The following is a 15,167-nucleotide window of genomic DNA, read 5'->3' on the forward strand; positions in this document are numbered from 1 at the left end:
CAGGATGGGTGATTGCCAGCGCAGGCAGCCAGTTGAAAGTCAAAAAGCAGGAGGTTATGAAGTGATGAAGCAGCGAATCCTCATTGGTAGCCCGATTTGCCAGACTCCCGCGATATTAACATTATTTCTGCAGTCTATCGAACGGCTGGACGGCAAGCTTTCGGACATTCATTATTTGTTCATCGATAATAACTCGGACCCGTTGTCCCGGCAACTGCTTCAAGAGTTTGCAGGTGCACATCAAGATAAGGCGATAATTATGGGCGAAGATAGTCCAGAAGAGGCCTATTTCCGAGATAATACGACCCACTATTGGACGGATTCACTAATTTGGAAAGTAGCCCGCTATAAAAACCGCATCATTGATTATGCTTTAGACCATGATTATGATGCGTTGTTTCTTATCGACTCGGATTTGCTGCTGCATCCGGATACGCTTCATTCGCTGATTCATTCGGGCAAACCGATTATATCCGAAATATTTTGGACAAGCTGGCAGCCGCACACGATACCGCTTCCCCAAGTTTGGGTGAGCGATGAATACACGATGTTCGAACGTAACGGGAACGAGAAGTTGACGAAGGAACAGGAAGTCGTCAGACAGCATTTATTTCTCGGGAAGCTGAGAGTGCCAGGCGTTTACGAGGTTGGAGGGCTAGGAGCCTGTACGTTAATTCGCAAGGAAGCGCTCATGAAGGGCATCAATTTCAGTAAAATCAACAATCTTTCGTTTTGGGGCGAAGACCGCCATTTTTGTGTTCGCGCTCAGGCTCTCGGCTTGCAGCTATACGTCGATACGCATTATCCGGCGTTCCATATTTATAGGGAGACGGATTTACTTCAGGCAGAAGCATGGACAGCCAAGCATAATAATGAGACGCCGGGTTCCGCGCGTCCTGAACGGCAACAGGCGGACCTCCGCGCGACAAGTAAGGCGGTGTACGCTGCAGTGCCGCCCCGTCCGAGGGTGATGCTGTCCATGATTGTCCGTAATGAAGCGGAAAAGTTTTTGAGGCCGGTTCTGGAGCAGCACCGCAAATATATCGACGAAGCGGTCATTATCGACGATGGAAGCACCGACAATAGCGTCGACATTTGCCGGGAGGTGCTGGAAGGCATTCCGCTGCATTTAATATGCAATCAAGAGACTCGGTTTACGAACGAGGTGCAGCTTCGAAAGCAGCAATGGGAGGAAACGATTAAGCGCAAGCCGGAATGGATACTCAATATGGATGCGGATGAAATATTCGAAGACGCCTTCGCGGAAGGAATAGAAGATGTCCTCCGTCAGACGTCCGGCGACGTAGGTTGTTTCCGGTTATACGATATGTGGTCGGCTTCGGAATACCGCGAGGACGAATATTGGCGCGCCCATCATGTCTATCGCCCGATGCTTCTGCGGTATCGCGAGCATCATTCGTGCCGATGGAAAGAACAACCGCTGCATTGCGGCAGATTTCCGGACAATATATTCGAGCTGCCTTCTTTTACTCATCCATATCGGGTCAAGCATTTGGGCTGGTCGACGCCGGCAATTAGAGCAGCGAAATACGACCGGTATTTGCAGCTTGACCCGGATGGGCGTTACGGCTGGCGGGAGCAATACGAATCGATTTTGGATGCGAAACCTCGCTTGCTGAAGTGGAGCGAACAGGCTTAACTGTCGGCGATTCGCGCGACGCAGCATAGTTCATGACCACGAAGTTGCGCCTGGAGCTTGGTTAGCAGCGCTGCTTTGTTTTCGAAGCTGTGGTGTCCGTAGCCCGGATGCGCGTGGATCAATGGATCGAGATTGTGTGGAAGCTGGCGGGAAAACAACGAAACGACGGAATAGCCGGCAAGCCCGAGCGTCAGACGCAGGCTTCGGCTAGAGTAATGGTACAAGTGGTCGCGTTCGGTATACAAAGGAGAGGCGGGACCGTACGTTTCGTTCGTAAATGAATTTTTGTTCGGTATGCTGAAATACAGCATGCCGCCGGGCTTTATGTAGTCGCGCAGACCGGTTAAGAAGTCGAGCGGATCCCGAATATGCTCAAGCACATGCCAGAAGGCGATTGCATCGAAAGGCTCCAAATCCCGGCATATTACAGGATCCCACATTCCGTTCCGCAAAGTGACGCCGTATTTCTCCTTCGCATAAAGGCAGGAAATAGACGAAGGCTCTATCCCGGTCACTTGCCAACCGGCGTTGCCCGCCGTCAACGCAAACTCTCCGGTGCCGGAGCCGATTTCTAGCAAAGTTCCTTTGCGTTGACCCATAATGTCAAGCAGCAACGTATTGAACAGAGCGTGGTCGAGGAAGGTTGACTCTGCGTAAGCGGCGCGCATTTGAATCCATTCCACATTGTAAATGCCGTCCACGAGCGCCGGCAAATCAAGCTGCTCCTGTTCGGTTTGATAGATTAGATCACAACGGCTGCACTGCATTAAGGCATGATTTTCGTATTGAGCGAACAAATCGGTATGCTCATATTGGCACAATGGGCAATTCATCGTTTATCAGACTCCTTCATTCAAAATAATACCTATTGTATGATCGAACGAAGGCGGTTCATGATAATGATTGTCCAATAAGCGTCTACCTGTCCATTTGGGTGCAATATGACTTCATGACCGGGGGAGGCGATCCCGTCCATCGCCACCTGCTCGATGCGTACCGTTCGCTCCATATTAGATTAGACTGCTTGATGAATTGAGAAAAGGAACATTCGATGAAGAATAGCCGCTAGCGAACCTTGATTTCGCAAGCGGCTTTTATAGTAGTGCATTCGGTTAATTATCTTGTGAGTAGTCTGGGGTAGAAAAATCCCAGTGTCGAAGTACCATTGTAATTAAAGCGAGCAGAAAGAGAGTAATTCCTAATAACAAATGATCATAGTGAAAGAGAGTAACAAACGATGCGAGAAAAATGTAGAGGTAGGGTGCAAGATAAACTAAGTATATAGCTATTAATACAATTGAAAATACAGCAAGTTTAAAAACAAATGGGGCAGGTCCAGTCATGTAGTGTATAAAACCCATTATATTATTTATTGCGAGTTCTTTAATAATTTCAAACAATATTTTATTCACCCTTCATGTTGCTATACTAGCGAATGTAAAAGCTACAATTTGCCTTTATGTAATACATACCGTTGATCATCTGTATGCTTGTCTTGCAGCTCAATAACACCGCCAAAGTCGATGATCTCGCCGTCTTGCCAAGCAATGACATGAGCTTGCTCGTAGATGGTCGCCGTGAAATGGGCTTCAGTAGTTAGGGTGAAGCCGGATTTAACATGCTACTTGACCACCTTAAAATTGTTAACGTTTTCTTGTACCTTATCTAGCATACTTGGTCCTGAATCAGAAATGAAAAAGTATAAGATAGCAAATGCAGCTATTACTGCTATCATAAATTGAGTAAGGCTAATTGAGTCTCTTATTCTACTCTTTGTTGAATCACTCCTTGTATACCAAATTCTTTCGACACCAAATGAGGGAGTTCCTTCCTGTTGTCAAAATATTGGCAGACGTTCTTGAGATAACGATTGATGAAGGTTTTGTTAAAAACGCAAATGTAAGCAGATCTGGTCAAGGTGGAAAAGCAATGATGTATTTTACAACCACAGCCAAAATAACTTTGAGCGGATTGAACTACATTGAAAAAGAAGAAAAACGAGTGTAGTTTTTCTGACTGGCTTGTTGTACTAGGTCGCTCTCATGAGCGTTTTTTTTATTCATAGAAACTGGCCTGCGAAAGAGATAAACGTAACAAGAACATATTTTTTTGGTTAAAAAGGCGAAATTCGGCTTAAATCTAATTTGATGACCATTTCAAGCAATCAGTATAATGGGCTTAGAAGAGCAATACTTACGGTAGGGGATCATCCACGTTACCCCGAAATGAAGAAACGCAAGGTCAATGTATAAATCGAGGAGAGCCTCAGCTACTAAGGTACATATTACTATCTGTACACAAAGATGTAGTTTAAGGCCGCGGAATTGTGCAGGAGGAAATAGGTAGACATAGATTGAATAGTTATAAGGTGACATCAAACGCTTTCGATAAGTTATACGCACAATATCAATTAGCATGAAGCGGCTGCTTGATTAGCAGATCTCCGGCTTCGAGGAAGGTTGCTTCATGAAACAATACCGATATTTAGACTACGCCGTATATGGCAATGTGATCGTGCCGCTGCTGATGTTCAATGCAGAAGTATGGTTTCAAATTGATGACGACAGCGAGGTTGGCAAATGCCGGATCGTAAGTCGGCAGCGAAAAAAGAAATGAGCAGGGAGCGTACGTTATATGGAATTGGCGGAAGTAAATGCATTGCGGGAAGGATTACAAGGGCTAGATAATTATAATCGTTCTTGAGTAATGGGGATACAAAGCAGCTATTCAAGGATAAGTGCGATTTTTGTATAGCGATTTCCACTAATAGCTGAAGACATTATAAGCCACCTTTATATAGGGTGGCTTTGTATTATGCAAATAAATCGTGCTGGAAAATGGCAGTGTTATGTGAAACGTACTACAAGGCCGTTACTTACGTGGTTGGCGGTTCTGGAGGTGGCGGTGGAGGTGGCTCGGACATTCTGACATTCACGATTGTTCGATCTGATTGAATTTGTCTTTGACTTAGTAATGCTATTTGCGCCTGATGTTGAGTTATAAGGAGAGCCTGCAATTGACTTTGTGCTTGTTGATCTGCTTGTGCCTGCTCTTGCATCTGTGACATAACTTGTGCTTGGAATTGTAATTGGGCTTGAGCTTGAGCTTGCAACTGTGCTTGCACTTGAGCTTGAAATTGTAATTGGGCTTGTAATAGAAGCTGTAGTTGATTGGAAGATCCACATTTCTTTCTAGTTCTGGGTGATCTTTTTTTGCATGCCTTTTTCGCCATTTCTGAAAGCACTCCAATTCATTAATAAGATAGATATAACTCTATAAACATATGATGGAAGGCAAATATCGGACGAGGCTAAAGACATGGTAGATTCGCACATTTTGATAGAGCATGGTAGATTGGCCAGACTTTTAGTTTGCGTCCTGATTGTTAATCACATGAAGGAAATAATGGAGAACAAAGACCTTTCTCAAAGAAGTGGCAGAGGGTGCGAAGCAGGCCATTAATACTGTGGTTGGAATCAATCATGACATAATATAACTTGTGGATAGGGTGTCGTTGGACATGCTTTGTGTGCATAGGGGTTAATGTGGGAAAGATAAACTTTCACAAGACAGGGGATTAACTTATTTTATTATCGAAGCCGGTAGCAGTGGTAAATTCATCTTATTTGAATTATTCGCGAAGCGATTGAACTAATCTGCACGTTAGCTTAATGTCGCGTAGTTTGTCCAATTCTACATTTTCCTTAAACAGACTTTTCTTATCATCTTAACTTTATACCGTTAAATGCTTTCGCTAACCCTAATTAGCCCCCAAGCACGTTAATATAATCATCAAGGTTCAATTAATAAGGAAAAAGCCCGAAAGCCTTTTGTAAAGGCGTTTCGGGCTTTATTCATGTATGATCTGTAGTGGGCTCGAACCACTGACCCCTACCCTGTCAAGATAGTGCTCTCCCAGCTGAGCTAACAGATCAAGTTGCATTAGCGACAAGTAATAATATATCAGGATCGAAAACCGAAGTCAACCATAATATTCATTTTTATTCGAAGAAACAGTTCGATCACTGCAAATAGAGCAAATAGGGCTACCCTTAATGTTGTTAAGGATAGCCCTATCGTTCATGCGCAATGCTTATGCTGCATTATTATTGCAGCGGTGTGTACTAATTAGCAGCCTTTTCCATAGCCGCCTACTACTCCGCAGCTACAAGCAATAATAACCAACAGGATGAACAATACCAAGATAAAACCGATGTTGTTGTTGTTGTGGTGGAAGGCGCCGCCTACATATCCAGACATTATACGATGCACCTCCTTGTCATAAAGTACTCTGTAATGTATGTTGGCTGTTTCCATTGTGATTGGGTGTTTGTTAGGGAGGTTAATAATAGCTGGCAAATGCCTATGAATACGTATTCTAAAGCCGATCATATCCGCGTACACATATAGAAAGCGTGCAGGAGGCGGTATCGGTTGGCGGAGCAATATGCGTATTTGGCTATTTGGCTGATTGGCATGTTTGGGATTATCGGCATTGTCATTGGAAGTGTCGCCAAGTTTGTGAAGGACGACTCGCTTGCTTACGATGAGCAGTTCATATGGAGAAGGAAGCTGGGGAAGGATGGCCCTAGAAAGCACTGAAAAGGAATAGTCCGATGAGATTCATCTTAATTCAATACATGCATGCACGAACAAACAAAGAAGAACCGACGTCAGTCGGTTCTTCTTTGTTGCGTTGCTTCGCAATGCGTACTAATCAACGCTTAGAAAGTTGGTAAGCTATCTAGATTATTATCTGTGCGCCCGTCAGGCACCGACCGTAAATGCTCTTCATGGTCGCGGCCACGGAACAATTGCAGGTTGTTGATCTCGTTATTGCGGACCATTGACTGAGCAGTTAGATAGTCGACCACATTGCCAGACGAAAGCTTGAATTTGACGATACTGCCATCGCCATTTTTTCTGACGGCTACTACTTCTTCTTGTCCGTTATTCGGTTCCATTGCGATCAGCCTCCCGCCCAATAGTATGCGAACTTTAAACTGCACTCATACACGGACGCGGAAATCGTCATATCCTCATTGTTATACCTCGTAACGCTTCAACTGCTCTACAAATCGCATAGAACCCGTCTTGCCAATGAATTGTTCCATCGAATCGCCATAATGCATGAGCCACGTTTTCTGTTGGATCTCGTCAGGCAGGGTCATCAGCTCGTCTATGCCTGCATGAACGACGGCCGGCGTTTCCAGTTGACAATCATGATAGATTGTCTCAACCCCATCATTGACGAGTCTCTGCAGCAGTTCTCCGTCGAAACGCATATCAGCGCTGTAGAAGAAGCGGCGGTTGAATAGGAAGGAGTAGCTCTTCTTGTTCTCGATATGTTTCGTTTCTATCGGCAGCACCGTTAAGCCTGGCGCAATCTCGGTTTCACGGTCAGCACGAAGCTTTCGCACTTCAAAAAAATCGTTCAGCGTCTGCAGAGGGCCTTGCGTAAGCCCTCCGCGAAGCGTCTGCTCCCATAGAGGTTCGATAATATCTTCTACAATATAAAGAACCGGTTTACGCCCATATTTAAACATCATTTGAAAGGCAAGCTCTTCTAATCCGCCAACATGATCGCCATGGATATGGCTAATTAATACGGCGTCAAGATCATTGAAAGTTAGGTCTGTTTGATGAAGCGCCTTAGGAAGCGTTATGCCGCAGTCCAGCAGCAAGCGAAAGCTTCCCGCTTCGATCAAGGCGTTGTTATTATCGTATTTTTTGGCAAAAGCACTACCGGTCCCAACCATTTGAATAATCATAATGATTCCTCCATCGTTATCATGTAATCACTGTACCAAAAATTGCTTGTTGATGCCAAATGTAGATGCACATTCGCCCCTCTCTACATACAATGCAGGAGCGAATGGATATTATCGAAGGGGTGCATCCGAGTTGAGCAAAGGCAAAGGAAAAGGGAAAGTAGCCAAAAAGAAACCGGCGAGCGAGAGGAAACAATATCATTATAAGCTTGTGTTGTCGGATACATGCGCAGTATGCAAGACGCCTTGCACAAGAGGGATGCGCTATTTGGATCGGATGAGGCAGCCGGGAGCCGTTGGCAAAGGGGTACCTTGCGTCCTTACGAGAACCTATGGGTAATAAAATTAATTTTCTGACTATTTCCCAGGCAAGCGCATATTTCAACAGCATTTGACAGCGACTGACGACAGTCATTGCGCTTTGCGGCAGCAATGAAAAAATATGAAGCGGTCCCGCAACTTTGGACTTCTCTGTGAGTATAAACTTACATCCAAGCAATCGGATGGAGGTCCACAGCGATGAGATTCAGAAAGGTAATTGTTCTGTTGGTGCTGCTCTCCCTATGGGGCGGAACGATGCTGTTCGCGGATGCTGCAACACAGAAGGTACGAGTCATTATTAATGGCATAAATCAAGATGACGGCGGAATTATAGTAGACGGCAAGACTTACTTGCCGCTGCGGCAGATCGCATCTTCTATGCAAGCTATAGTGGAGTGGGACAATCAAAGCAAGCAGGCTACGGTCGACAAACCAAATGTGCATATGTTCCTCTTCCGGAACAATAACGTTTTCGGCAACGTCAACAAAGGTTTCCAAGGCAGCTTTAAGGTGTTCGCCCAGATTGATAACTTGAAGGCCGATATAACGGCTGTTAAGGTATCTATATTCGACCCTGGCGGCAAGGAGAGAGTCATACAGAGCGGAGCAGTTAATCCGAAGAGCGATAACTTCTGGTATGCAACGGAGGATATCGAGTACAAGTTCGAATCTGTTGGGAAATATCCCATTCTATTTTTCGTTAAACTGAAGGGCTCAGATGAATGGCAAGCCATCTCCGAGAAGCAAATATCGTCTCTGGCGCCTTAATGAACGTCTCCCCGTAACGGGGAGGCGTTTTGTTTGACCAGCATAACATATCGTGGTAGGATAGCAGGGTATGCATATATAACTGAAATGGGGTAATATCATGAGCGAGCATCAGCATGAGCATGGAGATAATTGCGGTTGCGGTGAAGACCATGAGCACGAAGAGCATGTGTTTATCGTGACTGACGATGAAGGCATAGAGCGTGAGATGGTAATGGTTTATACGTTTGAATCCGAGAACAATGTATACGCAGTTCTGCTGGATCGCAACGATCCAGAAGCGGACGGCGTTATTTTCCGTATTGAAGAAGAGAACGAAGAAGCATTCCTCGTTGGCATCGAAGACGACGCCGAGTGGGATCGCGTTACAGCTATTTATGAGGAAATTGCTCGTACTGAGAACGAAGCGAAGTAATTCGCAGACTATCATTGCTATAAGAAAAGAAGGGGCAGCCGCGGCTGCCCCTTCTTTTCTTATGCTTTCGTTTACTTGCGCGGGTAATAATAAACGGTCCGGCCGTTGAACAGCGTAAGCTCGGCTTGCAGCTGCTTCGCCATGTACTTGCATAGCTCATTAGCTTTTGCCTTGTCGCCATGCGTCGCGCTGTCCGGCAGGACGACCTGTACGCAAGGAACGGTATCGCCACCCGCGCTAGTCGCTTCACCAGTGCCGAATAGAATGTGATTGTAGTGAGATGTGATTCCTTTCAAATAGAACCAGCGATCGTCGCCTTTCGATTCGAACGTGTAAGGGAATGCGGCTTCAGCATAATCCCATTCGAGCTGGGTGCCGGTGAGCGCTGTCTGTTCCCTGTAATGCTGCAGCTTGCTGCGTACATCGTCTAACGTTAAGCTCGGGGCTAATGAACCTTGCACGAATTTAATATAAGCGCTCTGACTCATCGACTCTCACCTCTGTCAACATCATAGCATGGCCGTTTGGAAGTGACAATAAAAGGATATTAGCTGATAGCCGTTTCTTCGACGATTACTTTCACGTACTCGATGCTGCGATCTTCCGGTCCTTTGACTGGCAGGCCGACTTCGACATGATCGATGATGTAATCGATATTTTTTTGCGAGATGACCTCGCCAGGCAATAGAATCGGAATTCCCGGCGGATAAACATAAATGAATTCAGCGATAATCCGGCCTGCCGATTCCTTGAACGGAATGACTTCTGTCTCGGCGTAGAAGGCGTCGCGCGGCGTCAGCGAGAGCTGCGGAATGTCCGGAATCTTGACGACGAGCTCGCGGGCTTCAGCGCCCTCGTGGAACTTATCGGACAGTCCGCTCAGCGCTTCGATTAATTTTGATACCGAGTCGGATGTATCACCTGGCGTAACTAGGCAAAGAATGTTATACATATCGCTAAGCTCGATCTCAACATTATAATTGTCGCGCAGCCAGTTCTCTGTTTCGTAGCCGGTAATGCCGAGATGGCGGACGTGAATGCATACTTTCGTCGGATCGTAATCATACGTCGCTTCGCCTCCGAGAATTTCTTCTCCGAAGCTATGAAGTCCCGGAATTTTATTGATTTCCGCACGAGCATGTTGGGCAAGCGAGATCGCTTTCTCGGCAAGCTCATGTCCATTGAGCGCTAGATTGCGGCGTGAAGTGTCAAGCGACGCAAGCAATATATAAGAAGTTGAAGTGGTCGTTAGCATACTGATGATCGTCTGCACGCGCTGCGGATTAACACGACCTTTGCGCACGTTAAGCACCGAGCTTTGTGTCATGGAACCGCCGAGCTTATGTACGCTCGTTGCCGCCATATCTGCTCCTGCTTGCATGGCGGACATCGGCAGCTTTTCATGGAAATGAATCAACACGCCATGCGCCTCGTCTACAAGGACAGGAATATCGTAGCTATGAACGAGTTCAACGATTTCCTTTAAGTTAGCGCAAATGCCGAAGTAGGTCGGATTAATAACGAGCACGGCTTTTGCGTCAGGGTGGCGCTCTAGCGCTTTGCGAACGGAACGGGTCGTAATGCCATGGTCAATTCCAAGGTTGCTGTCGCGAGCGGGAGAAATGAAAACGGGTCTCGCACCTGCGAAAATAATAGCCGCCATTATAGACTTATGAACGTTGCGTGGAACGATAATTTTATCACCCGGAGCGCATACGGACAAAATCATCGTCATAATAGCGCCGCTCGTTCCTTGTACGGAGAAGTACGTATAATCGGAACCGAACGCATCGGAGGCAAGCTTCTGAGCTTCCTCAATGACTCCGGTTGGCTGATGCAGGTCATCAAGCGGTGCTATATTGATGAGATCGATCGACAAAGCATTGTCGCCTATAAATTCACGAAATTCGGAATCGCTTCCTAGCCCTTTTTTGTGACCGGGTATGTGGAACTGAACGGGATCCTGCGCCGCATGTCGGCGAAGGGCGTTGAAGAGCGGGGTATTGCTATGATCCATCGCTTTCATCCCTGCCTTTCATCTGATGTGCAAACAAGCCCCAGTATAGCAAAAACAGGGGGGAATGCAAGCTTCATTTTCATTCAAGCGTAAACGGCTCTAAGGATAGGATTGGCTATTTGTTCTCGAATTGTTCATACCAATCCCATAAACGGTTATGGTAACATAGGTGGGTGGAGGGATTACAGCATGTTAAAAAATCGTATGGCTATCGTAATGGCAACTTTAATGACGACTTTCATAGGCTTTGGCATTATCATCCCGGTTATGCCAGAAATTATACAAGCCGCCGACCCGGATGGTGCGGAGATTCATACCGGCTGGATGCTTGCTTTGTATTCGGCTGTTTCATTTGTTCTGTCCCCGTTATGGGGCGGATTGTCGGATCGGATCGGCAGAAGACCTATTATTTTAACCGGCATATTGGGCTTCGCAGTCAGCTTCCTGCTGTTCGGTCTGTCTTCAGGCGACTTGACTCTCATGTACTTATCCCGTATTCTTGGCGGATTGTTCTCCGGTGCGGTTGCCTCGGTTATCGTCGCTTATGTAGCAGACATTACTCCGCCCGAGCAACGGACGAAAGGGATGGGACTTGTCGGCATGTCGATCGGTCTGGGTTTCACTGTTGGACCGGGCTTCGGCGGGATATTAAGTCTCATATCGCTGGAGACGCCGTTCTACACCGCATCGGGTCTAGCGCTAATTACGTTCATTTTGGCTTTCATGATGCTGAAGGAATCGTTGCCGCCAGAGCAGCGTCGCAAGAGCACGGAGAAGCGGGAGTCACGCTTTGCAGCATTTACAGGACCGCTCAAGTATTTGTACGTGTTAGCGTTTTTCGTAACCTTTACGCTCGCGGGCATGGAGGCGACACTGCAGTTTTTCGGAATGAAACGATTTGATGTGACGCCGCTGCAGGTCGGTATTTTATTCTTCGTCTGCGGTTTTGTCGGAGCGCTTGTGCAAGGCGGCTTCGTAAGACGCCGAATTAAGACAGGCGATGAACCGAAATATATCGGCATCGGACTTGTCATCTCGGCGATCGGATTTTTTATGCTGCTAGGTGCGCATTCCTTATGGTGGGCAACACTCTCGCTGGCCGTATTCGGTATCGGGAACTCGCTCATCAGACCTTGTGTAACGTCGTTAATTACTCAGAAGACGAAGGTAGGGAAAGGCGTTGCTTCCGGACTTAGCTCCTCAATGGACAGTCTAGGACGTATTGCCGGACCGCTGCTTGGTTCGTTCGTATTCACCATCTCGATGGGTCTGCCTTATTTGATCGGCGGCATCTTATGTTTAGCAGCACTGTTGTTGCTGATCCGCTTCCGCTCGCTAGACAAGCAGGAAACTACGACAGAAGCTTAGGCTGGGCAAGAGCATGAAAGAGGGCTGTGAGATTAGCGATCTGATTCGCTAATGTCACAGCCCTTACTTTTTATGGAGCCAATCCCTTTAATACAAATGTAATTGTAGCTTCTCGCTCCGCTTGATCATCCCAGTTCACCGTATCCTTCGAACCGAACAATGAACGCGATAGCACATACCCGATTAAACTAGACACTGATAAACGAATGATCGTGAGCGGCGACCAATCGATAAGCGAGCCGTTGCGCTGGAACTTCTCAACGCTGGCGGTCAGCTTCTCCAATATTTTTGATAGTATTTGCTTCTGGAACTGCTCTTGCATGTCGGGATGGAACGGAATTTCCTGAATGAAAATCTTTAAGATTTTCATGTTCTTTTCTATAAACTCGATACGATTAACAATAATGGCACGCAGTAGTTGGTCGTAGCTGTCATAGGTGCTATCCAGCACTTTATTGAAGTCACGCAGGACGAACGGTGCTATCAGCTTCGCCATCACTGGCGTTACGATCGACAGCAGCAAATCCTTCTTGGTCTTGTAATGACGGAATATCGTCCCCTCCGCAACGCCTGCACGCTGCGCAATCTCGCTTGTTGAGGAAGCGGCGAACCCTTTCTCCGCGAAAATATCGGCGGCAGCCTGCACGATCTTGAGCTGCTTATCGGTCATCGCATGATCAGCCTCGTCGAGCTTCAGAAGCTCCTGCAGCCATTGTTCTATCGGTTCTTGCTCATCCCTACGCTCAGACACTTCCTCACTCCTTACCACTCTCTATCTATTGAAGTCATTATAGCAAAGTAATTAAAGCCTTACATACTCCTGTGTTTCTTCAGCGCCAGCACGTTCAGCAGCGCGAACAGCAAGGAGAAGCCAATGAGCACATACACATCGAACCCGAAGTCACGCCAGTTTTCGCCGCGAATCATAATGCCTTGCATCGCGTCAGCACCATAGAAGAGCGGCATAGCATAGCTGATCTTTTGCAGCCAAGGATTCATCGCATCAAGATTGAACAAGCCGGAGAAAAAGGCCTGCGGCACGATGACAATGGGTATGAACTGAATAATTTGAAATTCATTGCTGGCAAAAGAAGACAGGAGAGTTCCCAGCGTCAACGCGGTTAATGAGAGCAACAGGTTAATAAGCAGCACATAACCGATCTGACCGGCCATATACATGCCTAGCACGTTAATGGAATACCAAGCGATCAGCATCGCCTGTATGAGCGTGAACAGTCCGAAGCCTGCCAAGTAACCGAGCACCACCTCGCTGCGCCGGATCGGGGAGGCAAGCAGACGTTCCAGGGTACCGGTCGTACGCTCTCTCAGAAATGACACGCCAGCGAGCAGGAAGACGAAGAAAAACGAGAAGAAACCGATAAGAACCGGACCAAATGAGTCGAAGGAGGCCATATCCGGACCGCCATGCAAATAGGTGATCGCCGGCAGTGACGAACTGACCTTTGCTTGAAGCGTGTTTTGGAACAGCAGCATAACCGCCTTATTCATCGCCGGGTCGCTGCCTTCGAGTGTGATTGCGAATCCGGGAGTGCCGACTTGGATGAAAGCATTAAGATCCCCATGCTCAATCGCCAATTGCGCCTCGTCGGTCGTGGCGTACTCCGTTATCGACGCGCCGGCTGCAATCAGCTCGTCTTCGAATGCTTGCGGCGCGTTGACCGTTCCAATCTCGGGGGTTATCGCTTGACCGTCGAAGACCAGCTTCATCAAGCTTAAGATGAGCAATGGAGCAAGGAATAATAGAGCGAGCGTTCGCTTGTCTCTAATAAATTGCCGGATGATGCGGAGGGCCAGTGCGCGTATTCTCATTGTGCCGCCTCCGTTCCGGCAGCTTGCCGCTGCCCGAGAGTGATGAACGCTTCCTCGATCGTTGCCGCTCCCGCTTGCTCGATAATGGCTTGCGGCGTATTGACAGCGATTAGCTTGCCGTCTCTAATCATGCCGAGACGGTCACATTTCTCAGCCTCGTCCATGACATGAGTCGTAACGATAATCGTTACGCCTTGCTGGCTAAGAGCGGACAGCTCCGCCCAGATCGATCGCCGCAGCACCGGATCGATGCCTACGGTCGGCTCGTCGAGAACGAGCAGCCGAGGCTCATGAAGCAGTGCGGTGGCCAGCGATAATCGGCGCTTCATTCCGCCTGAGTAGGCGCTAACCTGCTTGCTAAGGTGGTCAGACAGCTCAACGAGTGCGGCAACCGCTTGAATGCGTGCTTGCAGCTTAGCGCCTTTTAAGCCAAATAGCGCCCCGAAGAATGCTAAGTTCTGTTTGCCGGTCAGCTCATTGTAGAGAGCGTCGGATTGCGCCATATAGCCGAACGCTTGCAGCATCTTAAGCTGGGGAATGGGCTCGCCAAGCATGTGAACACTGCCGCCGTCGGCGCGGTCGATACCCGTTATGAGCTTAATAAGAGTTGTTTTGCCAGAGCCGGAGGGGCCGAGCAGCCCGAACAGCTCGCCTTGCGGGATGGTAAGCGATATGCCGTCGAGTATGGTTTTGCCATGAAATCGACGCTGTATCTGATGCAACTGTACAGCAGACACCGATTGTCCGTTTACCGAAGGGGTAGCCGACATGAAATATACGCTCCTCGAATGGAATTTCGTGAAAGAGTGATTACTCACTTTCTTTGATTATAAGCGAGGTTTCATAGAAATAGAAGTGAGTACTTACTCATTTTCGGAGTCTACCTAGACTTAAGACGTAGAATAGTTCCGACTAAAGGCGAGATCAAATAACGTTCTCGAGACGTTTTTACAAAGTCTGCCTGACCCTTATGATTATGAAAGACAAAAACAAAGAAACCGTATGGGAGAAGGAGTC

The 15,167-nt window shown here is 47.3% G+C and carries 19 protein-coding genes and 1 tRNA gene; 8 read left to right on the forward strand and 12 right to left on the reverse strand.

Features of this window, described 5'->3' with window-relative positions; all coding sequences use genetic code 11:
• Positions 1-64: 64 nt before the first annotated feature.
• Positions 65-1,660, forward strand: a complete 1,596-nt coding sequence (locus V8F51_RS03635) for a glycosyltransferase (protein WP_337098682.1) — start codon at positions 65-67, stop codon at positions 1,658-1,660.
• Here the strand turns inward: V8F51_RS03635 and V8F51_RS03640 are convergent.
• A complete protein-coding gene (locus tag V8F51_RS03640; protein ID WP_337098683.1) occupies positions 1,657-2,493 on the reverse strand; it encodes a class I SAM-dependent methyltransferase in 837 nt (278 codons plus the stop codon). The genes V8F51_RS03635 and V8F51_RS03640 overlap by 4 nt on opposite strands.
• A gap of 32 nt (positions 2,494-2,525) precedes the next feature.
• A complete protein-coding gene (locus V8F51_RS03645) occupies positions 2,526-2,669 on the reverse strand; it encodes a hypothetical protein (protein ID WP_337098684.1) in 144 nt (47 codons plus the stop codon).
• Between the two features lie 836 nt (positions 2,670-3,505).
• Between V8F51_RS03645 and V8F51_RS03650 the strand changes: the two genes are divergently transcribed.
• Together V8F51_RS03650 and V8F51_RS03655 are read left to right on the forward strand one after the other, a co-directional pair.
• On the forward strand, positions 3,506-3,667 hold the full coding sequence (locus tag V8F51_RS03650; RefSeq protein ID WP_337098685.1) for a hypothetical protein: 162 nt from the start codon (positions 3,506-3,508) through the stop codon (positions 3,665-3,667).
• A 459-nt stretch (positions 3,668-4,126) separates the two neighbouring features.
• A complete protein-coding gene (locus tag V8F51_RS03655) occupies positions 4,127-4,276 on the forward strand; it encodes a hypothetical protein (RefSeq protein ID WP_337098686.1) in 150 nt (49 codons plus the stop codon).
• 259 nt (positions 4,277-4,535) lie between these two features.
• Here the strand turns inward: V8F51_RS03655 and V8F51_RS03660 are convergent, their stop codons facing one another.
• The 3 genes from V8F51_RS03660 to V8F51_RS03670 all read right to left on the reverse strand — a co-directional run bounded on the left by V8F51_RS03660 (position 4,536) and on the right by V8F51_RS03670 (position 5,920).
• Positions 4,536-4,892: a hypothetical protein gene (locus V8F51_RS03660; RefSeq protein ID WP_337098687.1), complete on the reverse strand. Its 357-nt coding sequence runs from the start codon at positions 4,890-4,892 to the stop codon at positions 4,536-4,538.
• 629 nt (positions 4,893-5,521) lie between these two features.
• Positions 5,522-5,594: transfer RNA gene (locus V8F51_RS03665), tRNA-Val, on the reverse strand.
• Between the two features lie 194 nt (positions 5,595-5,788).
• Entirely contained in the window at positions 5,789-5,920 is a 132-nt protein-coding gene (locus tag V8F51_RS03670) for a hypothetical protein (protein ID WP_337098688.1), read from the reverse strand.
• A gap of 174 nt (positions 5,921-6,094) precedes the next feature.
• Here V8F51_RS03670 and V8F51_RS03675 point away from each other — a divergent pair, with 174 nt between their 5' ends.
• Positions 6,095-6,262 carry a hypothetical protein gene (locus V8F51_RS03675; protein ID WP_337098689.1) on the forward strand — a complete coding sequence of 56 codons (168 nt, stop codon included), beginning with the start codon at positions 6,095-6,097 and terminating at the stop codon, positions 6,260-6,262.
• A gap of 122 nt (positions 6,263-6,384) precedes the next feature.
• Here V8F51_RS03675 and V8F51_RS03680 read toward each other — a convergent pair whose 3' ends face one another.
• Positions 6,385-6,624, reverse strand: a complete 240-nt coding sequence (locus tag V8F51_RS03680) for a DUF3892 domain-containing protein (RefSeq protein WP_337098690.1) — start codon at positions 6,622-6,624, stop codon at positions 6,385-6,387.
• A gap of 81 nt (positions 6,625-6,705) precedes the next feature.
• Positions 6,706-7,437, reverse strand: a complete 732-nt coding sequence (locus tag V8F51_RS03685) for an MBL fold metallo-hydrolase (RefSeq protein WP_337098903.1) — start codon at positions 7,435-7,437, stop codon at positions 6,706-6,708.
• Between the two features lie 127 nt (positions 7,438-7,564).
• Here V8F51_RS03685 and V8F51_RS03690 point away from each other — a divergent pair, with 127 nt between their 5' ends.
• The 3 genes from V8F51_RS03690 to V8F51_RS03700 all read left to right on the forward strand — a co-directional run bounded on the left by V8F51_RS03690 (position 7,565) and on the right by V8F51_RS03700 (position 8,935).
• Complete coding sequence (locus tag V8F51_RS03690; protein ID WP_337098691.1) at positions 7,565-7,771, forward strand: hypothetical protein; 207 nt, start codon at positions 7,565-7,567, stop codon at positions 7,769-7,771.
• A 179-nt stretch (positions 7,772-7,950) separates the two neighbouring features.
• Positions 7,951-8,520 carry a stalk domain-containing protein gene (locus V8F51_RS03695; RefSeq protein WP_337098692.1) on the forward strand — a complete coding sequence of 190 codons (570 nt, stop codon included), beginning with the start codon at positions 7,951-7,953 and terminating at the stop codon, positions 8,518-8,520.
• A gap of 100 nt (positions 8,521-8,620) precedes the next feature.
• Positions 8,621-8,935, forward strand: coding sequence for a DUF1292 domain-containing protein (locus V8F51_RS03700; protein ID WP_337098693.1), 315 nt, complete (start codon positions 8,621-8,623; stop codon positions 8,933-8,935).
• A 71-nt stretch (positions 8,936-9,006) separates the two neighbouring features.
• On the opposite strand, the gene V8F51_RS03705 is transcribed toward V8F51_RS03700, so the two are convergent.
• Positions 9,007-9,423, reverse strand: coding sequence for a DUF1885 family protein (locus V8F51_RS03705; RefSeq protein ID WP_337098694.1), 417 nt, complete (start codon positions 9,421-9,423; stop codon positions 9,007-9,009).
• A 59-nt stretch (positions 9,424-9,482) separates the two neighbouring features.
• Positions 9,483-10,952 carry an aminotransferase class I/II-fold pyridoxal phosphate-dependent enzyme gene (locus tag V8F51_RS03710; protein ID WP_337098695.1) on the reverse strand — a complete coding sequence of 490 codons (1,470 nt, stop codon included), beginning with the start codon at positions 10,950-10,952 and terminating at the stop codon, positions 9,483-9,485.
• Between the two features lie 189 nt (positions 10,953-11,141).
• Here V8F51_RS03710 and V8F51_RS03715 point away from each other — a divergent pair, with 189 nt between their 5' ends.
• Positions 11,142-12,320 (forward strand): MFS transporter, encoded by a 1,179-nt coding sequence (locus V8F51_RS03715; protein ID WP_337098696.1) that lies wholly within the window; start codon positions 11,142-11,144, stop codon positions 12,318-12,320.
• Between the two features lie 70 nt (positions 12,321-12,390).
• Here the strand turns inward: V8F51_RS03715 and V8F51_RS03720 are convergent, their stop codons facing one another.
• Genes V8F51_RS03720 through V8F51_RS03730 form a run of 3 tightly spaced genes read right to left on the reverse strand, consistent with a single transcriptional unit; the run spans position 12,391 to position 14,920 of the window.
• Entirely contained in the window at positions 12,391-13,071 is a 681-nt protein-coding gene (locus V8F51_RS03720) for a TetR/AcrR family transcriptional regulator (RefSeq protein WP_337098697.1), read from the reverse strand.
• A gap of 59 nt (positions 13,072-13,130) precedes the next feature.
• Positions 13,131-14,150 carry an ABC transporter permease gene (locus tag V8F51_RS03725; RefSeq protein WP_337098698.1) on the reverse strand — a complete coding sequence of 340 codons (1,020 nt, stop codon included), beginning with the start codon at positions 14,148-14,150 and terminating at the stop codon, positions 13,131-13,133.
• Positions 14,147-14,920 (reverse strand): ABC transporter ATP-binding protein, encoded by a 774-nt coding sequence (locus V8F51_RS03730; protein ID WP_337098699.1) that lies wholly within the window; start codon positions 14,918-14,920, stop codon positions 14,147-14,149. The genes V8F51_RS03725 and V8F51_RS03730 overlap by 4 nt, the downstream gene beginning before the upstream one ends.
• Positions 14,921-15,167 lie beyond the last annotated feature (247 nt).

The organism is Paenibacillus sp. YIM B09110 (assembly GCF_037167145.1).
Taxonomy (GTDB): Bacteria; Bacillota; Bacilli; order Paenibacillales; family Paenibacillaceae; genus Pristimantibacillus.

Bases quoted from the DNA above. Each gene is read 5' to 3' on its own strand.
- V8F51_RS03655 (WP_337098686.1), top strand. From the start codon at position 4,127: ATGAAACAATACCGATATTTAGACTACGCCGTATATGGCAATGTGATC.
- V8F51_RS03715 (WP_337098696.1), top strand. From the start codon at position 11,142: ATGTTAAAAAATCGTATGGCTATCGTAATGGCAACTTTAATGACGACT.
- V8F51_RS03670 (WP_337098688.1), bottom strand. From the start codon at position 5,920: ATGTCTGGATATGTAGGCGGCGCCTTCCACCACAACAACAACAACATC.
- V8F51_RS03705 (WP_337098694.1), bottom strand. From the start codon at position 9,423: ATGAGTCAGAGCGCTTATATTAAATTCGTGCAAGGTTCATTAGCCCCG.
- V8F51_RS03730 (WP_337098699.1), bottom strand. From the start codon at position 14,920: ATGTCGGCTACCCCTTCGGTAAACGGACAATCGGTGTCTGCTGTACAG.
- V8F51_RS03635 (WP_337098682.1), top strand. From the start codon at position 65: ATGAAGCAGCGAATCCTCATTGGTAGCCCGATTTGCCAGACTCCCGCG.
- V8F51_RS03640 (WP_337098683.1), bottom strand. From the start codon at position 2,493: ATGAATTGCCCATTGTGCCAATATGAGCATACCGATTTGTTCGCTCAA.
- V8F51_RS03645 (WP_337098684.1), bottom strand. From the start codon at position 2,669: ATGGAGCGAACGGTACGCATCGAGCAGGTGGCGATGGACGGGATCGCC.
- V8F51_RS03710 (WP_337098695.1), bottom strand. From the start codon at position 10,952: ATGGATCATAGCAATACCCCGCTCTTCAACGCCCTTCGCCGACATGCG.
- V8F51_RS03700 (WP_337098693.1), top strand. From the start codon at position 8,621: ATGAGCGAGCATCAGCATGAGCATGGAGATAATTGCGGTTGCGGTGAA.
- V8F51_RS03660 (WP_337098687.1), bottom strand. From the start codon at position 4,892: ATGGCGAAAAAGGCATGCAAAAAAAGATCACCCAGAACTAGAAAGAAA.
- V8F51_RS03695 (WP_337098692.1), top strand. From the start codon at position 7,951: ATGAGATTCAGAAAGGTAATTGTTCTGTTGGTGCTGCTCTCCCTATGG.
- V8F51_RS03680 (WP_337098690.1), bottom strand. From the start codon at position 6,624: ATGGAACCGAATAACGGACAAGAAGAAGTAGTAGCCGTCAGAAAAAAT.
- V8F51_RS03725 (WP_337098698.1), bottom strand. From the start codon at position 14,150: ATGAGAATACGCGCACTGGCCCTCCGCATCATCCGGCAATTTATTAGA.